The sequence below is a fragment of the Bradyrhizobium sp. cir1 genome (assembly GCF_014198245.1).
Taxonomy (GTDB): Bacteria; Pseudomonadota; Alphaproteobacteria; order Rhizobiales; family Xanthobacteraceae; genus Bradyrhizobium.
Genome location: NZ_JACIHE010000020.1, coordinates 109,698 through 126,098 on the forward strand (window position 1 = coordinate 109,698; position 16,401 = coordinate 126,098).

Sequence of the window (16,401 nt, forward strand, 5' to 3'; positions counted from 1 at the left end):
GAGCTACTCGTTGGAATGCGAAGGGCTGCTGTCACGAGAGCGCTCCTGGAAGGTCATCCCGGCAATGGGAGTTGCAGGCGATGGTGGGCTTCTTGGGCGGCCCGCCTCTCGGCGCTTTATTCACGACATGCGGCGCGAGATTGCCTAGAGAAACGTATGGAGATCTGAGTAATGTTGGGTAATGTTCGCCGGGCAACCGACATTGCGCCCGCGTAAAGAGAGCCGCCGGCGGGCCGCGAACGTTCTCGCCAGGCCAATTTCAATTCAGCCAAACGATAGGAGAGCTACCCGCATGTCCTAACCGAGTCGCAGGGGGCGCAAACGCGTTCCGCGGCGAACGATGTCGAACCATTGGAAGAAATCAGGTGAAATGACGCATCACTTGACTATGCCGCAGGCTGTTTGTTCAGTACTGAAAAGCTCATTGCGGCCGAACACCTGCCTTGCCAACAAGCGGAAATGTAGATTCAATTCGCCCCGCAAACGTGTTTTACAAGGTTTGAAGCAACTTGTCGGACGCCGGAGGCGTGTAATTATACTCTTCTAGCCGCCTGATGACGGCGCATGACAACGCGCTTCGGTCGGCGAACTTCTTCACCGACCAGTTCAGCATCACCGGGGGCTCGCAACTGCCTCCCGGTGAGCGTTGATGCGGGCCGACGCTTGCGACGATCTTGGCGTGGCGTGAGCGGCGCATCGTGCCCCTCCAGATCATGAGATCATAGTTGCATGAAGCCCGGCAGGGCTCATAACGTGTTTATAGCGGTGCTGGTTGGCCATGCGCACTCCTGCTTTACTCCTGGTCCGTCGTCGCGGGGAACAGGAGAGAACATTCGGCTTACGCTCCCGATGCCGCCGCGGGCTGCTCCTGTCGCGCGGACCGCACGATGCTGTGGACCGCGCGGTAGGCGAACACGATCGCCGGGCCGATTGTAATGCCTGCCCCAGGATAGATCCCACGCATCGGCGAGGTCATGTCATTGCCGCAGGCATAAAGACCTGCGATCGGCGCCCCATTTCCATTCAGGACCTGTCCCTCTGCATCGGTTGAGAGGCCGGTGGCCGTTCCAAGGGTTGCCGGGACAATTGGGAGTGCGATAAATGGGCCGCTTTTGATAGCCCCAAGGTTCGGGTTCTTCTTTCCGACCGCCGGATCTCCCAGCGTGCGGTTGAAAGCCGATTCACCGCGGTTGAAGAGCGGATCGCGTCCTTCAGCTGCGTGGGCATTGTGTTCTTCAACGGTCTTTTGGAGCTCGTTGGGGTCGAGGCCTAATTCCGCCGCCAGCTCCGCAATAGTCCGCCCAATCTCGATGTAGCCCAACCGGGCATACTTCTTGATGCTCAATGTCCATGGCCAGGGGAGCAGGTGTCCCATGCCCCTGAGGCGGACGAATTTCTTGTCGCAGATGAAATAGAACCGCTTGTCCGCCGGATAACCGTTGTTGAACATGGCAAGGCAGATATCATGATACGAATTGGATTCATTGACGAAGCGCTTGGCATTTGGCCCCACGGCGATGACGCCTGGACGGCCACGATCGAGCCAGCCGTACGGGACCACTTGCGAGGAGCGGCCGTTTCTGAGGATCGAGATGGGCGTCCAGAAGCCGCTCGATGCCACGTCATTGTCGATCGCAGCTCCGAGCTTGCCTGCGAGCGCAATACCATCGCCGGTGACATCGCTGTGGGCGAGCGTGTCATTGTGCTGGTGGGCTCCGCTGAGCTGGGCTCGCAATTTTCCGTTCCTCGCAAAGCCACCGGTTGCCAGGATCACTCCGTGCGAGGCGCGGACGCGGAGATCGGTGCCATCCCGCTTGAGGAGTGCTCCAGTAACTCTCCCTCCCTCCCTCGTCAGATCTACTGCCGGGCAGCGTGGCCAGATTTCAACGCCATATCTACGCAGGCTTATCAATAACCGCGCGATCAGCGCATTGCCGCCACTGAGTTCAGTGCCCCTCCTGTAGCGCAGCCGGTCGCCCGCGTAGCGGCTGACCCGGCGCAGGACGTGTTTGAGCGAGGCAGCCGACTGGAAGGGGTTGAGGAAGCTTCTGACCTCGCCGGACGAAATCATCATGCCGCCGAGCACGACGCGAATCGGATCACCTATCAGGTCGAAATCCTTGCCGAGAAGCCGTCCGTCGTAAGGTGCGGGGCTCAGCGCCCGGCCCTTGTCGACCCCGCCGATTTGGCTCGAATGATAATCCGGAGCGGAGGCCAGTGTGAACTTCACTTCACTCCCATTCTCCAAGCTGGCGAGCGCCGTTGGGCCGTCTTCAAGATAGGCGTCCACGAACTCGGGGCGATAGTAGTTGCCAAGTTCGTGTTGCAGATAGATCTTCGCATTCGCAATCGAATCATCGATTTTCGCGGCTCGGGCCTGCATTGAGCATGGAACCCAGATCATGCCGTTCGACAGGGCGGTCGTGCCACCGAGCCGGTCAGACTTCTCGCACACCGTCACGCGAAGTCCGGCCTTTGCCGCATAGAGCGCTGCGGACAGTCCAGCCGCGCCGCTGCCGATCACGAGCACGTCCGTCTCCATATCGTGCGTTGGCTTGCTCGCCTTGGAGAAGGAAGCGGCATTGGGTTTCAATTCGGTGATTGGGCTATTCATTCATGCCTCGGTGCAGATTCTGCAGTGAATGCTGACGCTCTCGCGGGAGCGGAACGGCTTTGAATTCTTCGGCAGCAGCCTTCACCGCCCGCTCGATCGGGATTCGTTCGATCGAGGAGGCGCCAACGAAGCCGACACATCCGGTCGATCGGTAGACTTCCGAGGTATCCTGGGGCTCAGCGATTGCCCCCCCATGGCAGAGAAGGGCGACGTCCGGGCGGACGGCTTGAGCTGCAGCATTGATGTCGTTGATGCGCCTGATGGCCTCTTCAATCGACTGTCCCTCCTCATGCCCCACAAGCCCGCCGCGCGTTGCGCCGACATGTGGGACGATGCAGTCGGCTCCCGCCGTGGCCATCGCTTTGGCGTCGTGCGGGCTTGCGACATAGGCGAGAGAGAAGATGTTCTTCTTGCGGGCCGCCGCGATCATCTCAACTTCACGCTCAAAGCCGAGCCCGACGCGGCCTCGACGTTCACGCCATTTCTGACCCATCGTTGAAATGGTCGGATAGTTGATCACGCCGGAGAAGCCGGCAGCCCAGAACTTGTCCAGAAGATCATCGAGGTCGAGCCGGAGGGGATCCCAGGCCTCGACACCGCCTATAACAGGCACGGAGGAGACGACGTTGCGGATCTCCGCCGCCAGCTCGAGCGTGCGCGCATTGGAATCGCCGATCCGGCTCGTCGGCAGCCCCATCAACCGCGATAACCCAGTACTGTAGACCACGAGCATGTCAGCCCCGCCCAGAGCTGCGCATTTTGCGACGAGCCCGCAACTGCTCGCCGCGGCAAGCACTGCCTTTCCCGCCGCAACTTGAGCCGTGATATTTGCGAGTATTTCGGGCCGATCAAACATCCGCACGGGATGACCCTCCTGGTGTCAGTCGTTCGACGATCCACGATGCGGCCGCGTCTGCAAATTCCGGATCGTTGATGTGACAATCCAGCTCGCGGACGATGATCGAGGGCGGTAGATTTTGCCTGACAGCGTCGAACCAGGCTCTATCGGCTTCAGGATTTCGAAAGATTCCACCGTCCCGGTCATAGTCAGACACCCCCTTGGCCGGCCACAAAACGAGGGCGGGCGCCTTTGCTTGCGAAAGGCGCTCTGCTGTGAGCCTGCCTATGCGCTCGTTCTCCGAGACGGTCGTGCGCATGAGCGTCGTGAAGGGGGTATGCGAATAGAATTGGCGCCCCTTGAACTCGGCAGGCACGCTCGAGGGAGGGCCAAAGTTCACCATGTCGATAGCTCCCGGCGCGATAAGCTGAGGAATCGTGCGGTGAGAAGCTGCTTTGAGCCGATCCGGACCTGCACTGGCCGTGCCGCCGACCAGCTCGTCAGCGAGCTCGGTTGTGGTCAAATCGATCACCGCATCGAACTCACCGGCGGACACGAGCTGCTCCATCTTGCGGCCCCCAGCGCCATTGGCCGGAAAGACAATCGCGTCGACGCCTGCCTCTGCCAGCCGCGCTACACAGCGATTTGCCGCCGGCGTCGTGACCCCAAAGGCAGTGATCGCAACAGTCTTTCTCTTCCGCCGCTCTCGAGCAGGCACATAGCGCATCGCCGCAATGGCGCGCCCTGCATTGTCCAGAACGCGTTCGGTGAACGCGTTGATTCCGAACAGATCGATCAGGGTCGGATAGAGGATGATGTCATGGTGGAGGGCGAGTTCGGCCAGGAGGGCTGGCCTCGCGCTGCTCACCAGCAGCTTTGGGAATCCATACGGCAAATCCGATACAACTTCACCGAAGACTGCGCTACCTTTGCCGCCCGCCACTCCGACGGCGGCGTCGATCGCACCTGATCGCAGGAGCTCCTTGACTTCTTCACGCGCGCCCGCGGCTATTTCCCGTAAGAGCTCAGCGGGTGCAGCCACCCGTTCATCGCTGCTATCCGCCTCGCTTCTGCACCTCCTGTTTGATGTGCCTACATCAATCGTAAGAGTCTTGCGGCCCCACTGTTCGATGACGCGCGCGAGATAAGCGCTTTCGCGGCCCTTTGTGTCCAAGGTTGCGATAATCGCGACCTTGCCCGCATGATCGGAGGCGTGACCATCCCGGACCGACCTCAGGTCGCCCGCGCAATGGTGAGACACGATCTTCCTCCTAGACGTTTCTGGACATTTGGAGGTCTAGATCGAAGTAAAATGGCCCATAAGCCCGGATACGACCGCAACTGGGTAAAGTTGGGTAGGTGCCAAGCAGCCATATGAGCAGCAGCCGCTTCGCGGAGAACTCGAAATCCCAAACAATTAGATTCTGAGACTGTCAGGGCTCGTCCAAGGCGATCCATGTAACCCATTGAAACGGTCCCTTAATTGACGCCGCCTCCAGGCTCGTCTTAAACAGAACAGGAACGATCAAGCCAATCTTGGTGCAAAAATTTCCCGGGGGAGACCGCGCGCCGAACCCCGGAGCCGGAATCCCATGTCCCGCTTCACCGCACGATTTGTCGCCCCCAAGGGACTGAACGCTTCGAGGTCAAGGCCGACGCCTGCAAGGGGCTAGCGATCCGAGTAACGGCTTCGGCAGGAAGAGCAGGCCGCGCGCAACCGCTTCGAGGAAGTGAAGGCCCGTGCCGATGCGACGGCGCCTTGGCGGCTCGGGCTTTCAAACATCATGGGCGGGCCGTGCTGCCCTTTAGCAACAGGAAGAAGGGATGCGAGCGGCGTGGCCGCTCTCCTTATGCGCGCAAGCGTGATCGAAGCCGAATGGCCGAGACGCCCTATGCGGCTCGGTTCATATGTGGACGGTCCCCGACTTACAAGGATTGGCTCGGGCAGCATGCTCGGATCGCTCGCGCTCATATGTCCGGCCTATTTTCGGGTCTTACGACCACTGGCCAAGATGGGCTTCGCGGACAGTGAGATCCAAACACGAGAGCGGCATTTCCTGCCGGTAAACCGAGCGGAGTGTCTCACATGACCGGCTCGCGCCGAACGTACCACCTCTTCCTATCCTGCAAGTTCCGGCGCCAGCGTCAAACCTGCCGGCCTGGCGCCAAGCTCTGTATTTCGTTCACGTCTAGGTCGGCGTCGGCATCGGTACGGCACTGCTAACGGGCCTGTACCGCTCGCCGCTAACCATCAGCTTCCACGCGATCCGCGCCAGCTTGTTCGCCAACGCTATGGCCACCAGCTTCGGCGGCTTGCGCGTGATCAAGTCTTCCAGCCAGGGCCAAGAGCGACCGCGTCGTCGCACATCCGCGATCACAGCCGTCGCACCAGCCACCAAGACGGTTCGCAACATGCCGTCACCAGCGCGTGTGATGACACCGAGACGGTTCTTGCCCGCCGTCGAGTGATTCTTTGGCGTCAGGCCAAGCCAGGCGGCAAAGTTTCTTGCCGACCTGAACCCGCGGGCATCCACGACCTTGATTGACAGCAGCGTCGCGCCGATCGGGCCAACTCCTGGAATAGTCGCCAGTCGTCGGCTCATCTCGTTACTCCTGTGAAGTTGCATGAGCTTCTTGTCGAGCTTGGCGATCAGATCATCGACGCGTGCCAATTCTGTCGCCAGCGCCTCCACCAACTCCATCGCCAAATCGGGGACGGTCGCGTCGGCCCGAATGTCGATCAGCAGTTGCGGAAGCCGCGAAAGCCCCTTGGGCGCTGTAAAGCCGAACTCTGCGGCGTAGCCGCGGATCGAATTGGCGAGCTGGGTGCGCCTGCCGATAAACTGGTTGCGCACACGTGTCAGCATCTGTGCGCCCTGCTGCTCGGCACTTTTGATCGGAACGAAGTTCTTCCGCAGTTTCGGTCGACTGGCCGCTTCACAAATCGCCTCCGCATCAGCCGCATCGGATTTCCCGCGCTGCACGTAGGGTTTGACATATTGCGGCGGGATCATTGCCACCTCATGCCCCAGCGACCGCAGCTCCCGCGCCCAATAGTGCGATGCTCCGCAGGCCTCCATCGCGACGAGCGCCGGCGGCAAACGGCCGAAGAACGCCAGAACCTGGCCGCGCCTCAACTTACGCCGAAGGACCGGCTGCTCCATCCCGTCAACGCCATGCAACTGAAATACGCTCTTTGACGTGTCCAAACCGATGCGAACAATCGTTTCCACGGGCGGCTCCCTCGTTTCAGGTCATCGATGACCCATCTTGCCACGCAAACCGGCGGAAGGGGGCCGTCCACCCCAACACGAGAGCACCGGTGCCGCAGAGCCGCATACGCCCAGGCCATCTTTGGTCATGGCTGTTTCTGGCATAGGCGAATCACTTAGCCAGAGGTACTGCCGCCACCGCGGCTTTGCGGGTCGTCGATCTCTTTATGTTAAGGCCGCCTTGAAGGGCGTTTCAAAAGCCTTTCAAAGACATCCGTGACAAGAAATCCGCGCATGGTTGACGGCCGTCTGAACAACGGCGACAAAAAGAAATCCCCCACAAGGTAATTCTCGGAATTCTTAATGGAGAATTGCGCGATGCGTGAGCCAAGACTCGAAGTCAGTCTGTGGGGTTTCAGGATTAGTGCAGTCGGCGCGCTGGCGGTTTTGCGCGGCTGTGTTGATCTTTTTTGCGCTTTAGCGGCATGCGTTTCTAGCCATAGCCAAGGACCAAATAGGTAAAACACCCGAAGGTGCTGCATGCCGCAGAGCGAAAGCACAAGACCGCTGCACTGCGTCGAGCTCGTCACGGGGAAGAACCTCACAGGAACGGTTCTGATCTTGGAGAATGAGCTCCGCGCCGATATCTGTAGCTACACCGATCACTTCTATATCGAAAGCGAAGAGCCGGTGTTCCCGCAAACCGTGACGAACGAAATCGTCTCACTGCATTCGAACGTCACGACTGTCCCCGGAACCTCCACGCGCAGCATGCCGTCCGAGCGGCGATCGAAGCTGCGTCCTGCAATGCGGACCTTACGACCTTGGTCGGGTCGATGATGCCTTTCCCAAACAGATTACCGTATTCTGCTGTCTGCGCATCGAAACCCCAGGCGTAGTCCTTGGTCTCAAGCACCTTTCCGACCACGATCGATCCATCTTCTCCCGCATTTTCCGCGATGTGCCGTGCTGGCCAGGTTAGCGCCCGCTTGACGCTTTCCAGGCCGTGTCGCTGATCGTCGTTTGCGGGCTTGAGTTTCGCCAGCGCCGCCGTAACCCGTAGCAACGCTACTCCGCCGCCCGGAAGAATGCCTTCTTCGACGGCTGCGCGCGTCGCATGCATGGCATCATCGACACGGTCCTTCCGCTCCTTGACCTCTACTTCTGTCGCGCCACCGACCCGGATGACGGCAACTCCGCCAGCAAGCTTTGCCAGCCGCTCCTGCAGCTTTTCCCGATCATAATCCGAAGTGGTCTCTTCGATTTCGGTCCTGATCTGTTTAATGCGCGCCTCGATCTCCGACTTCTTACCGGCGCCGCTGAGGATCGTCCAGCTCAACCCGCATCTTCTCCGCATTGGTGACAAAATAGGGCGAGATGTAGCCGCGGTCGAACTGCATGCCTTCGACGACTTCGAGCTCGGTATTCAGGCTCTTGGCTTCCTCGACCGTGATCACTCCCTCGTTGCCAACCTTTTTCATTGCATCAGCCTCCCGACTCTTTGCGGTCCACAAGATCGCCAACGTCGATGGAGCGCGAGTTATGCAACGTAGCGCACGCCACCCGGGCCTAGCGCCGCTTCAGTTGACCTGAATCGCTCGCGGCTTGGCTTTCTCGGCCAAAGGCAGCATGAGCGACAGCACGCCGTCCTTGAGTTCAGCTGCGATCTTGCCCTGGTCGATCTTGCTCGAGAGACGAAAGCTTCGCGAGAAGTGCCCGACATTGTATTCGGTGTAGAGGGGCTGGAGACCGCGGTATTTGGAAAAGTCGAGCTTTCCGTCGACCTTCAGCACGTCGTCCTCAACTCGAATGTCGACACTATTTTTGTCGACCCCCGGCATCTCGAGTACCACATTGAGCCCGTCCTTGGTCTCATAGATGTCCGCGCTCGGCATAAATATCCGGGCAGGGATGGTAGTCTCCTCCTTCTTTTCCAACTCGCGCTTCTGCGCGACCTGCAGTTCCTTCTTAGAAGCCATGATAGTTACTCCTCAAAGCTGCCACGCCACGCGGTCCTCGGCCGTTCGGTCGAACTGGTGGCGACAGAGGGTTCAGGTGATCTTGATGCTGCGCGGTTTGTCGCTTTCTGCAAGCGGCAGGAATAGCGCCAAGATACCGTCCCGATATTCGGCCTTGATGCCATCCGGGTCGATCTGCACCGGCAATGACAACGTTCGGTCGAAATCACCAGACACGCGCTCGCGCCGATGCAGGCTCGTCTCATCGGGATAGCCGACCGCCTTCTTTCCGAAGATGCGGATCGAGTTCTCCTTGGCCTGGATCTGCAGGTCGCTTCTGCTAACACCCGGCAATTCGATAATCGCCAGGATGTCGTCGCCCTGCTGGAAAACGTTGATCGGTGGGAATGGCCCGCGAGTGGTGGTGAGATCTTGCAGCCAGTCGCTGGCCAAAGTCGATTCAAGGGAGCGTTGTAGGTCGAGCAGTGTGTCGAACGGATCAGCAAATCCCATGATCATGTTTGCAACCCCTATTTTGTTGACGGGGCGAGGAAGGATCATGGTCGCCCCTCGAGGCTTTGATTTGGGACGATCACTGGCACTTTCAAGAGGTGAGTGCTAGTCAGTGGCTCGTCAGCCGGCGCGGGTGTAAGTTATTGAGCTATCGTAATAATTCATTGCGCCTCACGGGCGGCAAGCAGGACCGCTTGCTTCTCGTACTGGCTAAATTCTGAAAATGTCAGCGAGGGCTCGGGCCGAATGGGGACACCCATCTTATTGGCCTGCCAATCCTGGCAATTCGCTCCTGATGCCCGTCGTGATGAAATTCACGCCGATCGCTGCGACGATGAGGGCCCTGACGCGGGTCATGACATTAATGCCGGTCCTGCCCAAGAAGCGCTCGATTGGCATCCATGGCGGCCGCCTGATGAGCGCGCGATCATCGCGCTTCGGCAGATTTCCCGTTCGCTTTAACGCGGACGGGTCGTTGGCAGCTCTTCGGCGTCGTCGGTTGCGATCGTCGGATCCGCCAAATCGTAACCGAAGCCTTCGTAAACGAACGCGCTACGGATCAATTCGCAGTCACGCTCGCTGACGCCAACCTGTCGGCAGACCCTATACCACGACTCCCCAATGGTCGCTTTCATGCCGTCGACGATTGCCGTTGCCTCTTCTTTTGATAAGAGGAAACGTTCGCTTTGCGAGAGCAAATTGAGCCGGTTGGCGTAACGCCCCCAGTTGCCAAACGCCATCGCCAGGTCCCGGCGCTCCAAGGCAATCATCGGGTTCGGGGTGAGGTCGTATGCCGGTGACAGAGACCACGCTTGGTCCTTTGCCAAGATGGCATGGTTCCGTGGATGATCGTCGGTATTGGAGATGAGAGCGTTAAAGCACACCCGCCGAAACAGCTCTGGCAGATCTTTCGACTGACTTCCGGATGCGGCTCGCCGAATTTCATCAGCCAGCAGGAGATATGACCATTTTTGACGCTTATCGACAGTATCAGGCGTGTCATCGGCATCGAGCAGCGTCAAGGCGCTCACCATCCTGCTGCGGTGGTAACCCTTCTCCGCCTTATTCCGATCGAACCGTTTAATCAGGACGACATCTTTATCGCCGATCGTGGTCATCTGGCTCTCTGCGCACGAGATCCCGCACCCGCGAGCAAGGGTCAGCATGGCGTGCTCGACCCGAGGGTTATTCCATCGATCGTCGCGGTGGGGGAATTTCGCGAGCCAAAGCGCACCCTCGTCCTCGACAGTAGCCTTCGGCCGCGCGCCCCCCATCGAAGTGCCCGCGCGCATCAACGCCTCTGCCTGTTCAGCGTCAGCACCTGCTGGTGCTGCTGCTGCTGGATCCTTCTCGGCGGCAACGATCTGGTCGGCTACTTCGATTAAACGCGCCAAGTCCAGCGTCTTGTTGAACGTACGAACAGGTGCCGGCGGTTGCACGTTGAGACCAAAGCCCAAGGCGCCGGCGCGATCGTCGGGTGAATTGAGCAGATATTGAATTTCGCTCGGCGACGGATTGCCCAGACGAGTTTCGATCAGCTTGCGTCCCCAGGCGTCCGGAGAGCTGTCGCGCAACGCGCCAAAATTGCCCCGCAGCTTCGTTGTCCGGAATGGCGGAACTTGAATCTTGAGCTCGACCGGATCGAACTCGACGCGGTCCTTTCGCTCGAGGTAGCTGCGGCCATAGACGAATTGTCCAACGGCGGCACCTTGGCGTGTCGTGTCGAGCTGATACCGCCCGGCCGTAACCGGTTCTGTCTGGCCTGGCAGCGTGATATAGACGAAACATTCCTCAGAAGGCATTGCTTGGTCCCCCCCCCTGTCGCGCACGCTCGCGCTCATCGAGGCCGCTTAGAGCGAGCCCCTCCTCATCGTTCTTCGGGTTGGCAACGTCGGCAAGAGACGGGAGAAGATTCATTGCCCACAGCATGCCGAGATACACGCCGGCACTGGTGCTCAATTTCCCGTTCTCAGCATCGGCGATGACGTGCCGATCTACGCCCAGCTTAGTTGCCAGCTCTGTATGGCTCAGGTTGCGGCGCAGGCGCGCGGTCCGGAGGTTGTTGCCCAAGCGCTTGATCGCCTCCTGAACGGCAGAGGGTGGTGCGCTGATAAACTGACTGCGAGGAGGCATGGCGTCTTAAGGCTCCCTTAAAAGGCTTATTGGCGCCTTATGGCACCGAGAAATATAGCAACCCCCTCCCTGCGATGTCAACTACTTGGCGCCTTAAGCTACCGCAAAGCCACATATTGGCGCCTTAACACGCCAAGACTTCCCAGGCTGAGAATTAACCGTGTGCACCTTGCGCCTCAACATGGGCCCGCTGATCCGATCCCGACATGCATCAGATGGGAAACCAATTGACGGCGGCCTCGCGAGTACATAACAGGAACATCGAGGACTGCCCTTTCAACCTCGCTCAATGCGGCAAAGCCAGTTCTTTGCCAAAGAGCGGGCGACTTCTGCCCGGTTCAAAAGTGCGGATTGCGTGGAAAAGGGCGGCGACCGGCGAACAGCATGTAGACATCGCCGCCGCAGACGGCCCAATCGCACTTGGATTGATTTACAATCCGGACCGGTCGGAATGGGGAAGTTCATGAACTTTAAAGCAATCGCAGCCGGCGCTTCAACTGAACCGACCCTGCAATGCCCCAACTGCAATCACGAGATCCACCTGACGGAATCATTGGCTGCTCCGCTGCTCGCGGAAACGCGTCAGCGCTTTCAGGAACAGCTGGCGAGCAAGGACGCCGAGTTGGCTCGAAAAGTCGAGGCGCTGCGGCTGGAACGAGAGCAACTTACGAGGGAACGCGAGCAACTTGAAGACCGGGTCGCACAACGATTGGCGATAGAGAGGGCGCAACTTGCCGCTAGCGAGGGAAGGAAGGCGCGCGAGGCGGCTGCCGCTGAGCTACAAGCGAAGGAAGCGGAGGCTGCAGAGCTAAGGGCCAGCTTGGCCAACAACAACCTCAAGCTGGCCGAGGCCCAGAAGCAACAAGCCGAGTTGATGCGACAGCAACGAGCGCTCGAAGAGGAAAAGCGGGAGCTCGACTTAACCATAGAAAAACGCGTGCACGCATCCATCGGGGAAATCCAGACTAAGGCAAGGCAGGATGCCGACGAAGCCGCGCGCTTGCGCGTTGCGGAAAAGGACCAAACAATCGAATCCATGGCCCGCACGATCGAAGAGTTGAAGCGCAAGGCCGAGCAAGGTTCGCAACAGTCGCAAGGTGAGGTTCTCGAACTTGAGCTGGAGGAGTTGCTCCGGGGAAGGTTTCCCACAGATCTGATTGAGCCTGTCGGCAAAGGTGAGCTCGGTGCCGACGTGATGCAGCAGGTGAACGGCTCGATCAGTCAGCCCGCCGGCATCATCCTATGGGAGTCGAAGCGGACTAAGGCCTGGAGCGACGGCTGGCTTGCAAAACTTCGCGATGATCAACGCCGCTGTGGCGCGGACGTGGCGCTTATCGTCTCACTGGCTCTACCGAAGCATGTAGAGCATTTCGATCTCATCGACGGCATCTGGGTTGCTCATCCGCGATGTGCGCTCCCGGTTGCAGTGGCTCTCCGCCAGGGTCTTATCGACGTCAATAGTTCGCGCATGGTTCAACAGGGACAGCAGACCAAGATGGAGCAGGTCTACCAATACCTGACCGGCACAAAATTCCGCCAACGGGTGGATGCCGTGGTCGAGAAGTTTAACGATATGCGCGAGGATTTGGATAAGGAGCGCAGATTCTTGGGAAGGCAGTGGGCCAAGCGCGAAACGCAAATATTGGCCGTGATCGAATCGACCGTCGGCATGGTTGGTGACCTGCAAGCGATTGCCGGCAAGGCGATGCCGGAGATTCCCAGTCTAGAGGTCCCAATGTTGGAAGCCGCAGGCGAACCTGACTGGAAAGTAGGATAAGCCCATATCGATCCCCGCCATTCGCCTTAGTCGAACGGAGAGTTGGGCGTGCCCCAAAACAACCGCATGAACAGGTACCACATTGCTTTAACACCCGAAGAACAAGAGCTTCTGAGTAAGATTGATCTTCGGGATGACTTGCCCGTTGCGATCGATCCACACGCAGTCTACCAAAGCAATCGCGCACCGATTTTGGCGGTGATGAAATCTCTCATCGATCGTGGGGCGATACCTCAGCATCGCGTCAGTTTTTTCACGGATCCCAAGTACAAGCCAGGTCGCCTGAAGGGGTCTCGGCAAAGCCTTTTCGAAAGAAACGGCACCAGAGGTGAAGAGATCTTCGAGCACCCTCACTTCAAGCCGTATCTTAGATATTTTCTGCACGGATGCGAATTACCGACCGGGGCAATTTCCGAATTCGAACGGGAAGTCGACAACCCCGAGTGGGTCAGCGGGAGCGATGGGATCGATCTTGCGAAGAAGGCGATCGCAATTTGCCGACGGCACCGCATTCCCAAGCACGAAGCCGTCGAAGAATTTTTCAAGCTCGCGCTGGATATGGGAATAAGTTTCTCTCAGGCGAACACGATACAGGGCATAATCAGCCGATCCGGCTTGAAATGAAGCGGCTATTCGGATTTTCGTGTTGAAATTGCTTTTCGGCCTCAGAGGCCGATCGGCGCGGGCGTGGTGTTGAAACGAATTCGACCGTGAGCAGAAATCTACGTACGGCATAGCCGCCGGTCCAGGCCTCCGAAATCGAGAGGATGATCCACTTCAGACTGGCGAGGGGTGCCTCTTTGCGTGTTCGGCGAGATTCGGAAACATCTCTTGGAACGTCTCTTCAGAGCCGCCGGATCCAATCCGAGCATCCGCCTCAGCCCAAACTGGGCCGCTGGCACCGACCTCCAGGTGCGGATCTTAGGCGAACACCCCCAGGCTATGGCAAGGATATCTGGTCTTGCCAGAAACAAGTTTGCTCATAGCCCCAGCCTACCTGCTCTTGCGTTAGCTTTCCACGATGTTCATGGCTTCGGCGTTCTTAAGGTCAAGAGAACCGGTCCAATCGGGAGCAGCCTCCAGGAAGAAAGCTTTTCCGAACGGCATGAGTTCCGCTTCAAGCCGCGACAGAATGTGCTCGCTAGGGACCTCAATCTCAATTGAGGCCAGTACGCGGACCATCTCCGGTCCGCCCATGAATATTCGGGTCATCAACTCCCATGTTAATGGTCGGCTCCAGGCGGGACTGATGTTAAACGCCATTCCAGGGCGTCTTCCGATTCGCATCGTCGTTTGGATCAGACGCTCCGAGCGATATGCGGAATCGCATCAATATCCGCGACGTTCTGACGAACCCACAGGCTTTTCGCCAATTCGCCCGACACCTGATCTTTGAATTTCCCCGCGGAGATGTTTTGGACTGCCCCGGCTAAGCGGGCCGCATCCAGCGAGCGCCCGATCGGCAACTGCGGGAAGCAATTAGAATCAGAAGCATAGCCGCAATTTTGGGGAAAGTAGCTCCCATTGATTTCTAATGCGTTTCAGCCTCACGCCCCAAACCGCGTGGCGGGATCGCCCCTCACATCCTAAGAATTTACATCGGCCGCGTATATCGTCGTACCCTCTCGTATTCCATCAACGGCGGCGATAGCAACGACAACAGTGACCGTAATCTTCCCGGCACCTGCTTTCGTTCGACGTATGCTTTGAGCCACAAGCTGAGCCGTTTCTCTCAGATACTCAGTTGGTGTTTTCGGTGGATTCGCTATGGAGTACAATTCTCGGCCAAGCGACGTTAAAATTTGGCAAGGAAAATGAGAACTTCAGTGTTTCATCGCTGTTGTTACGAATTAGTATCGCGTACCCGGAGGCTATGAAGCAAAGTGTGTTGTGCGGCAACACTTGAGGATTGATTTCAAGCCCTCCAATGGGATTGGATGTTGAGGCAATGCCAAGCTCCTCCATCAGCTTTCTCGGGCGAAACCCCGGCAGCTTTTCATTATTTAGATCACGAGGCGTTGGCACGAGTTCGTCGGATAGCACAAACGCAAAGAACTCAGAGATCTTGTGCGCCTCATCCCGTGAAAGGGCCGACACGAATTGCATGGTTCTCAATGAGAAGGAACCGGGTTTGCGGATTTCACCAGCAAGGATTTTGCCGAATAGACTTCTCAGCTCTTCAGATGATTTGTCCTCAGCGAGCTTGGCATAAAGGTTCAACCAGTCGTCGTCGATCTCTTGCGCTGCGTCAGCCTTCTGATTGGGGTTTGCGTTAAGTTCATCAACAGCAACCTTTACGGTCGCCGCGCGATTCTCTATTTTACGCCGATCCTCTTCAGTACGATACATTCCCTCAATTTCGATCTCGCCTTTTGCTTCCTGCTTGCCCGTGTTTGCCTTAATGCGAGCTTCGACATTCTCGCCAGCTGCCAACAGGATTTTGCCAACAGCCTTGTCGAGATTTTTGGCCGTTTGCGGCATGGGGATGGACGGCAGTTGGAAGCCAAGCCAATTAGCAAGCCAATCGCCAAGTGTCGGTAGGCCGCCCTGCCCCTGATTTTGTAAGTCACCTGCCATTGTCGACCTATGATTGCAAAAGATAGTCGGCATTCACTTGCCGGGCACTCTACACGCTAAACTCTGCGTGGCGAATCGGACTTCATTGTCCGCGCCCGAGATCGAAATCACAGCCTGTATGGTTGAGGTGGGAGTTCAAACACCCTGGGCTTCTGGGATAACGGATGTCCGTCGGGAGGTGGATAGACACACGGCTGCCTCAATGTTTGAAGCCATGAGTCAGAGCACGCTATCTTGAGTGCAAGTGCAGCAGCTTTGTGAGAGTCTGTCATGACAAAGACTCGTGATGAGATGGGAGACACCAAGCGCCTTATGGGCGCCCTCGTGAGGATGAAGCCAAAGCCGCACGAGGAAATGATGGTCGGAATGAAAGTGAGCCACAAACGCGCTCAAAAAAATCAGCTGCAAAAAACCAACAGCCTAGTTCAGGCGCTGAACCGGTACCGACTGCAGGAGCTCAACAAGTGCCGGTATCTGCGTTTGATGAATGGCCACCCCAAGATATGTTTGTCCAAAGCGGGCCACCAGGGTCTTACACTCTGGAACATGACTCTGGATAACGGTCGTGGAGGTTGCTGGCACGGCGCTGAAACTCCCTTCTATGCTCGGAGCATTCAGCCGGTCCGGCGTGTGTCCGATTTGCCGGGCCGTTTCTAGAATCCCCACAGCAATCGCGCTTGCTGCCCATGCATCTATCTCCGTAGATGCTAACTCGTCTCTACCGTCCGTTATGGCAATTCGCAGTTTGCCTTCGGTTGGCGACGGCTCGACACGCAAGA

General features: G+C 58.0%; 14 protein-coding genes and 1 pseudogene. 3 read left to right on the top strand and 12 right to left on the bottom strand.

Annotated elements, in window-relative coordinates; all coding sequences use genetic code 11:
- Positions 1 to 838: 838 nt before the first annotated feature.
- The 10 genes and pseudogenes from GGD63_RS30910 to GGD63_RS30955 all read right to left on the bottom strand — a co-directional run bounded on the left by GGD63_RS30910 (position 839) and on the right by GGD63_RS30955 (position 11,205).
- Positions 839 to 2,614, bottom strand: a complete 1,776-nt coding sequence (locus tag GGD63_RS30910) for an FAD-dependent oxidoreductase (protein WP_183247637.1) — start codon at positions 2,612 to 2,614, stop codon at positions 839 to 841.
- Complete coding sequence (locus GGD63_RS30915; RefSeq protein WP_183247717.1) at positions 2,607 to 3,470, bottom strand: phosphoenolpyruvate hydrolase family protein; 864 nt, start codon at positions 3,468 to 3,470, stop codon at positions 2,607 to 2,609. Before GGD63_RS30915 ends, GGD63_RS30910 begins: the two co-directional genes overlap by 8 nt.
- Positions 3,463 to 4,713: a Tm-1-like ATP-binding domain-containing protein gene (locus GGD63_RS30920; RefSeq protein ID WP_312013443.1), complete on the bottom strand. Its 1,251-nt coding sequence runs from the start codon at positions 4,711 to 4,713 to the stop codon at positions 3,463 to 3,465. Before GGD63_RS30920 ends, GGD63_RS30915 begins: the two co-directional genes overlap by 8 nt.
- 928 nt (positions 4,714 to 5,641) lie before the next feature.
- Entirely contained in the window at positions 5,642 to 6,685 is a 1,044-nt protein-coding gene (locus GGD63_RS30925; protein ID WP_183247639.1) for an IS110 family transposase, read from the bottom strand.
- 760 nt (positions 6,686 to 7,445) lie between these two features.
- Positions 7,446 to 8,154 (bottom strand): annotated as a pseudogene (locus tag GGD63_RS30930) (TCP-1/cpn60 chaperonin family protein); the annotation flags it as partial.
- Between the two features lie 90 nt (positions 8,155 to 8,244).
- The gene (locus GGD63_RS30935) at positions 8,245 to 8,643 is read right to left on the bottom strand and encodes an Hsp20/alpha crystallin family protein (RefSeq protein WP_135174471.1); all 399 of its coding nucleotides are present in this window, start codon (positions 8,641 to 8,643) and stop codon (positions 8,245 to 8,247) included.
- A gap of 72 nt (positions 8,644 to 8,715) precedes the next feature.
- The gene (locus GGD63_RS30940; protein ID WP_183247641.1) at positions 8,716 to 9,141 is read right to left on the bottom strand and encodes an Hsp20/alpha crystallin family protein; all 426 of its coding nucleotides are present in this window, start codon (positions 9,139 to 9,141) and stop codon (positions 8,716 to 8,718) included.
- A 255-nt stretch (positions 9,142 to 9,396) separates the two neighbouring features.
- A complete protein-coding gene (locus tag GGD63_RS40650) occupies positions 9,397 to 9,534 on the bottom strand; it encodes a MarC family protein (RefSeq protein ID WP_283812003.1) in 138 nt (45 codons plus the stop codon).
- Between the two features lie 59 nt (positions 9,535 to 9,593).
- Positions 9,594 to 10,937, bottom strand: coding sequence for a type II toxin-antitoxin system HipA family toxin (locus GGD63_RS30950; protein WP_183247643.1), 1,344 nt, complete (start codon positions 10,935 to 10,937; stop codon positions 9,594 to 9,596).
- The gene (locus tag GGD63_RS30955; RefSeq protein ID WP_209312059.1) at positions 10,927 to 11,205 is read right to left on the bottom strand and encodes a helix-turn-helix transcriptional regulator; all 279 of its coding nucleotides are present in this window, start codon (positions 11,203 to 11,205) and stop codon (positions 10,927 to 10,929) included. The genes GGD63_RS30950 and GGD63_RS30955 overlap by 11 nt, the downstream gene beginning before the upstream one ends.
- 526 nt (positions 11,206 to 11,731) lie before the next feature.
- On the opposite strand from GGD63_RS30955, the gene GGD63_RS30960 reads away from it, so the two are divergent.
- Both GGD63_RS30960 and GGD63_RS30965 read left to right on the top strand, forming a co-directional pair.
- The gene (locus GGD63_RS30960; RefSeq protein WP_183247644.1) at positions 11,732 to 13,045 is read left to right on the top strand and encodes a DUF2130 domain-containing protein; all 1,314 of its coding nucleotides are present in this window, start codon (positions 11,732 to 11,734) and stop codon (positions 13,043 to 13,045) included.
- A 48-nt stretch (positions 13,046 to 13,093) separates the two neighbouring features.
- On the top strand, positions 13,094 to 13,669 hold the full coding sequence (locus GGD63_RS30965) for a hypothetical protein (RefSeq protein WP_312013446.1): 576 nt from the start codon (positions 13,094 to 13,096) through the stop codon (positions 13,667 to 13,669).
- Positions 13,670 to 14,053: 384 nt separating this feature from the next.
- Here GGD63_RS30965 and GGD63_RS30970 read toward each other — a convergent pair whose 3' ends face one another.
- Positions 14,054 to 14,308 (bottom strand): hypothetical protein, encoded by a 255-nt coding sequence (locus tag GGD63_RS30970; protein ID WP_183247646.1) that lies wholly within the window; start codon positions 14,306 to 14,308, stop codon positions 14,054 to 14,056.
- A gap of 477 nt (positions 14,309 to 14,785) precedes the next feature.
- Entirely contained in the window at positions 14,786 to 15,622 is an 837-nt protein-coding gene (locus GGD63_RS30975; protein WP_210316036.1) for a DUF2806 domain-containing protein, read from the bottom strand.
- Positions 15,623 to 15,892: 270 nt separating this feature from the next.
- Between GGD63_RS30975 and GGD63_RS30980 the strand changes: the two genes are divergently transcribed.
- Positions 15,893 to 16,279: a hypothetical protein gene (locus tag GGD63_RS30980; RefSeq protein WP_183247651.1), complete on the top strand. Its 387-nt coding sequence runs from the start codon at positions 15,893 to 15,895 to the stop codon at positions 16,277 to 16,279.
- The last annotated feature ends 122 nt before the right edge of the window (positions 16,280 to 16,401 follow it).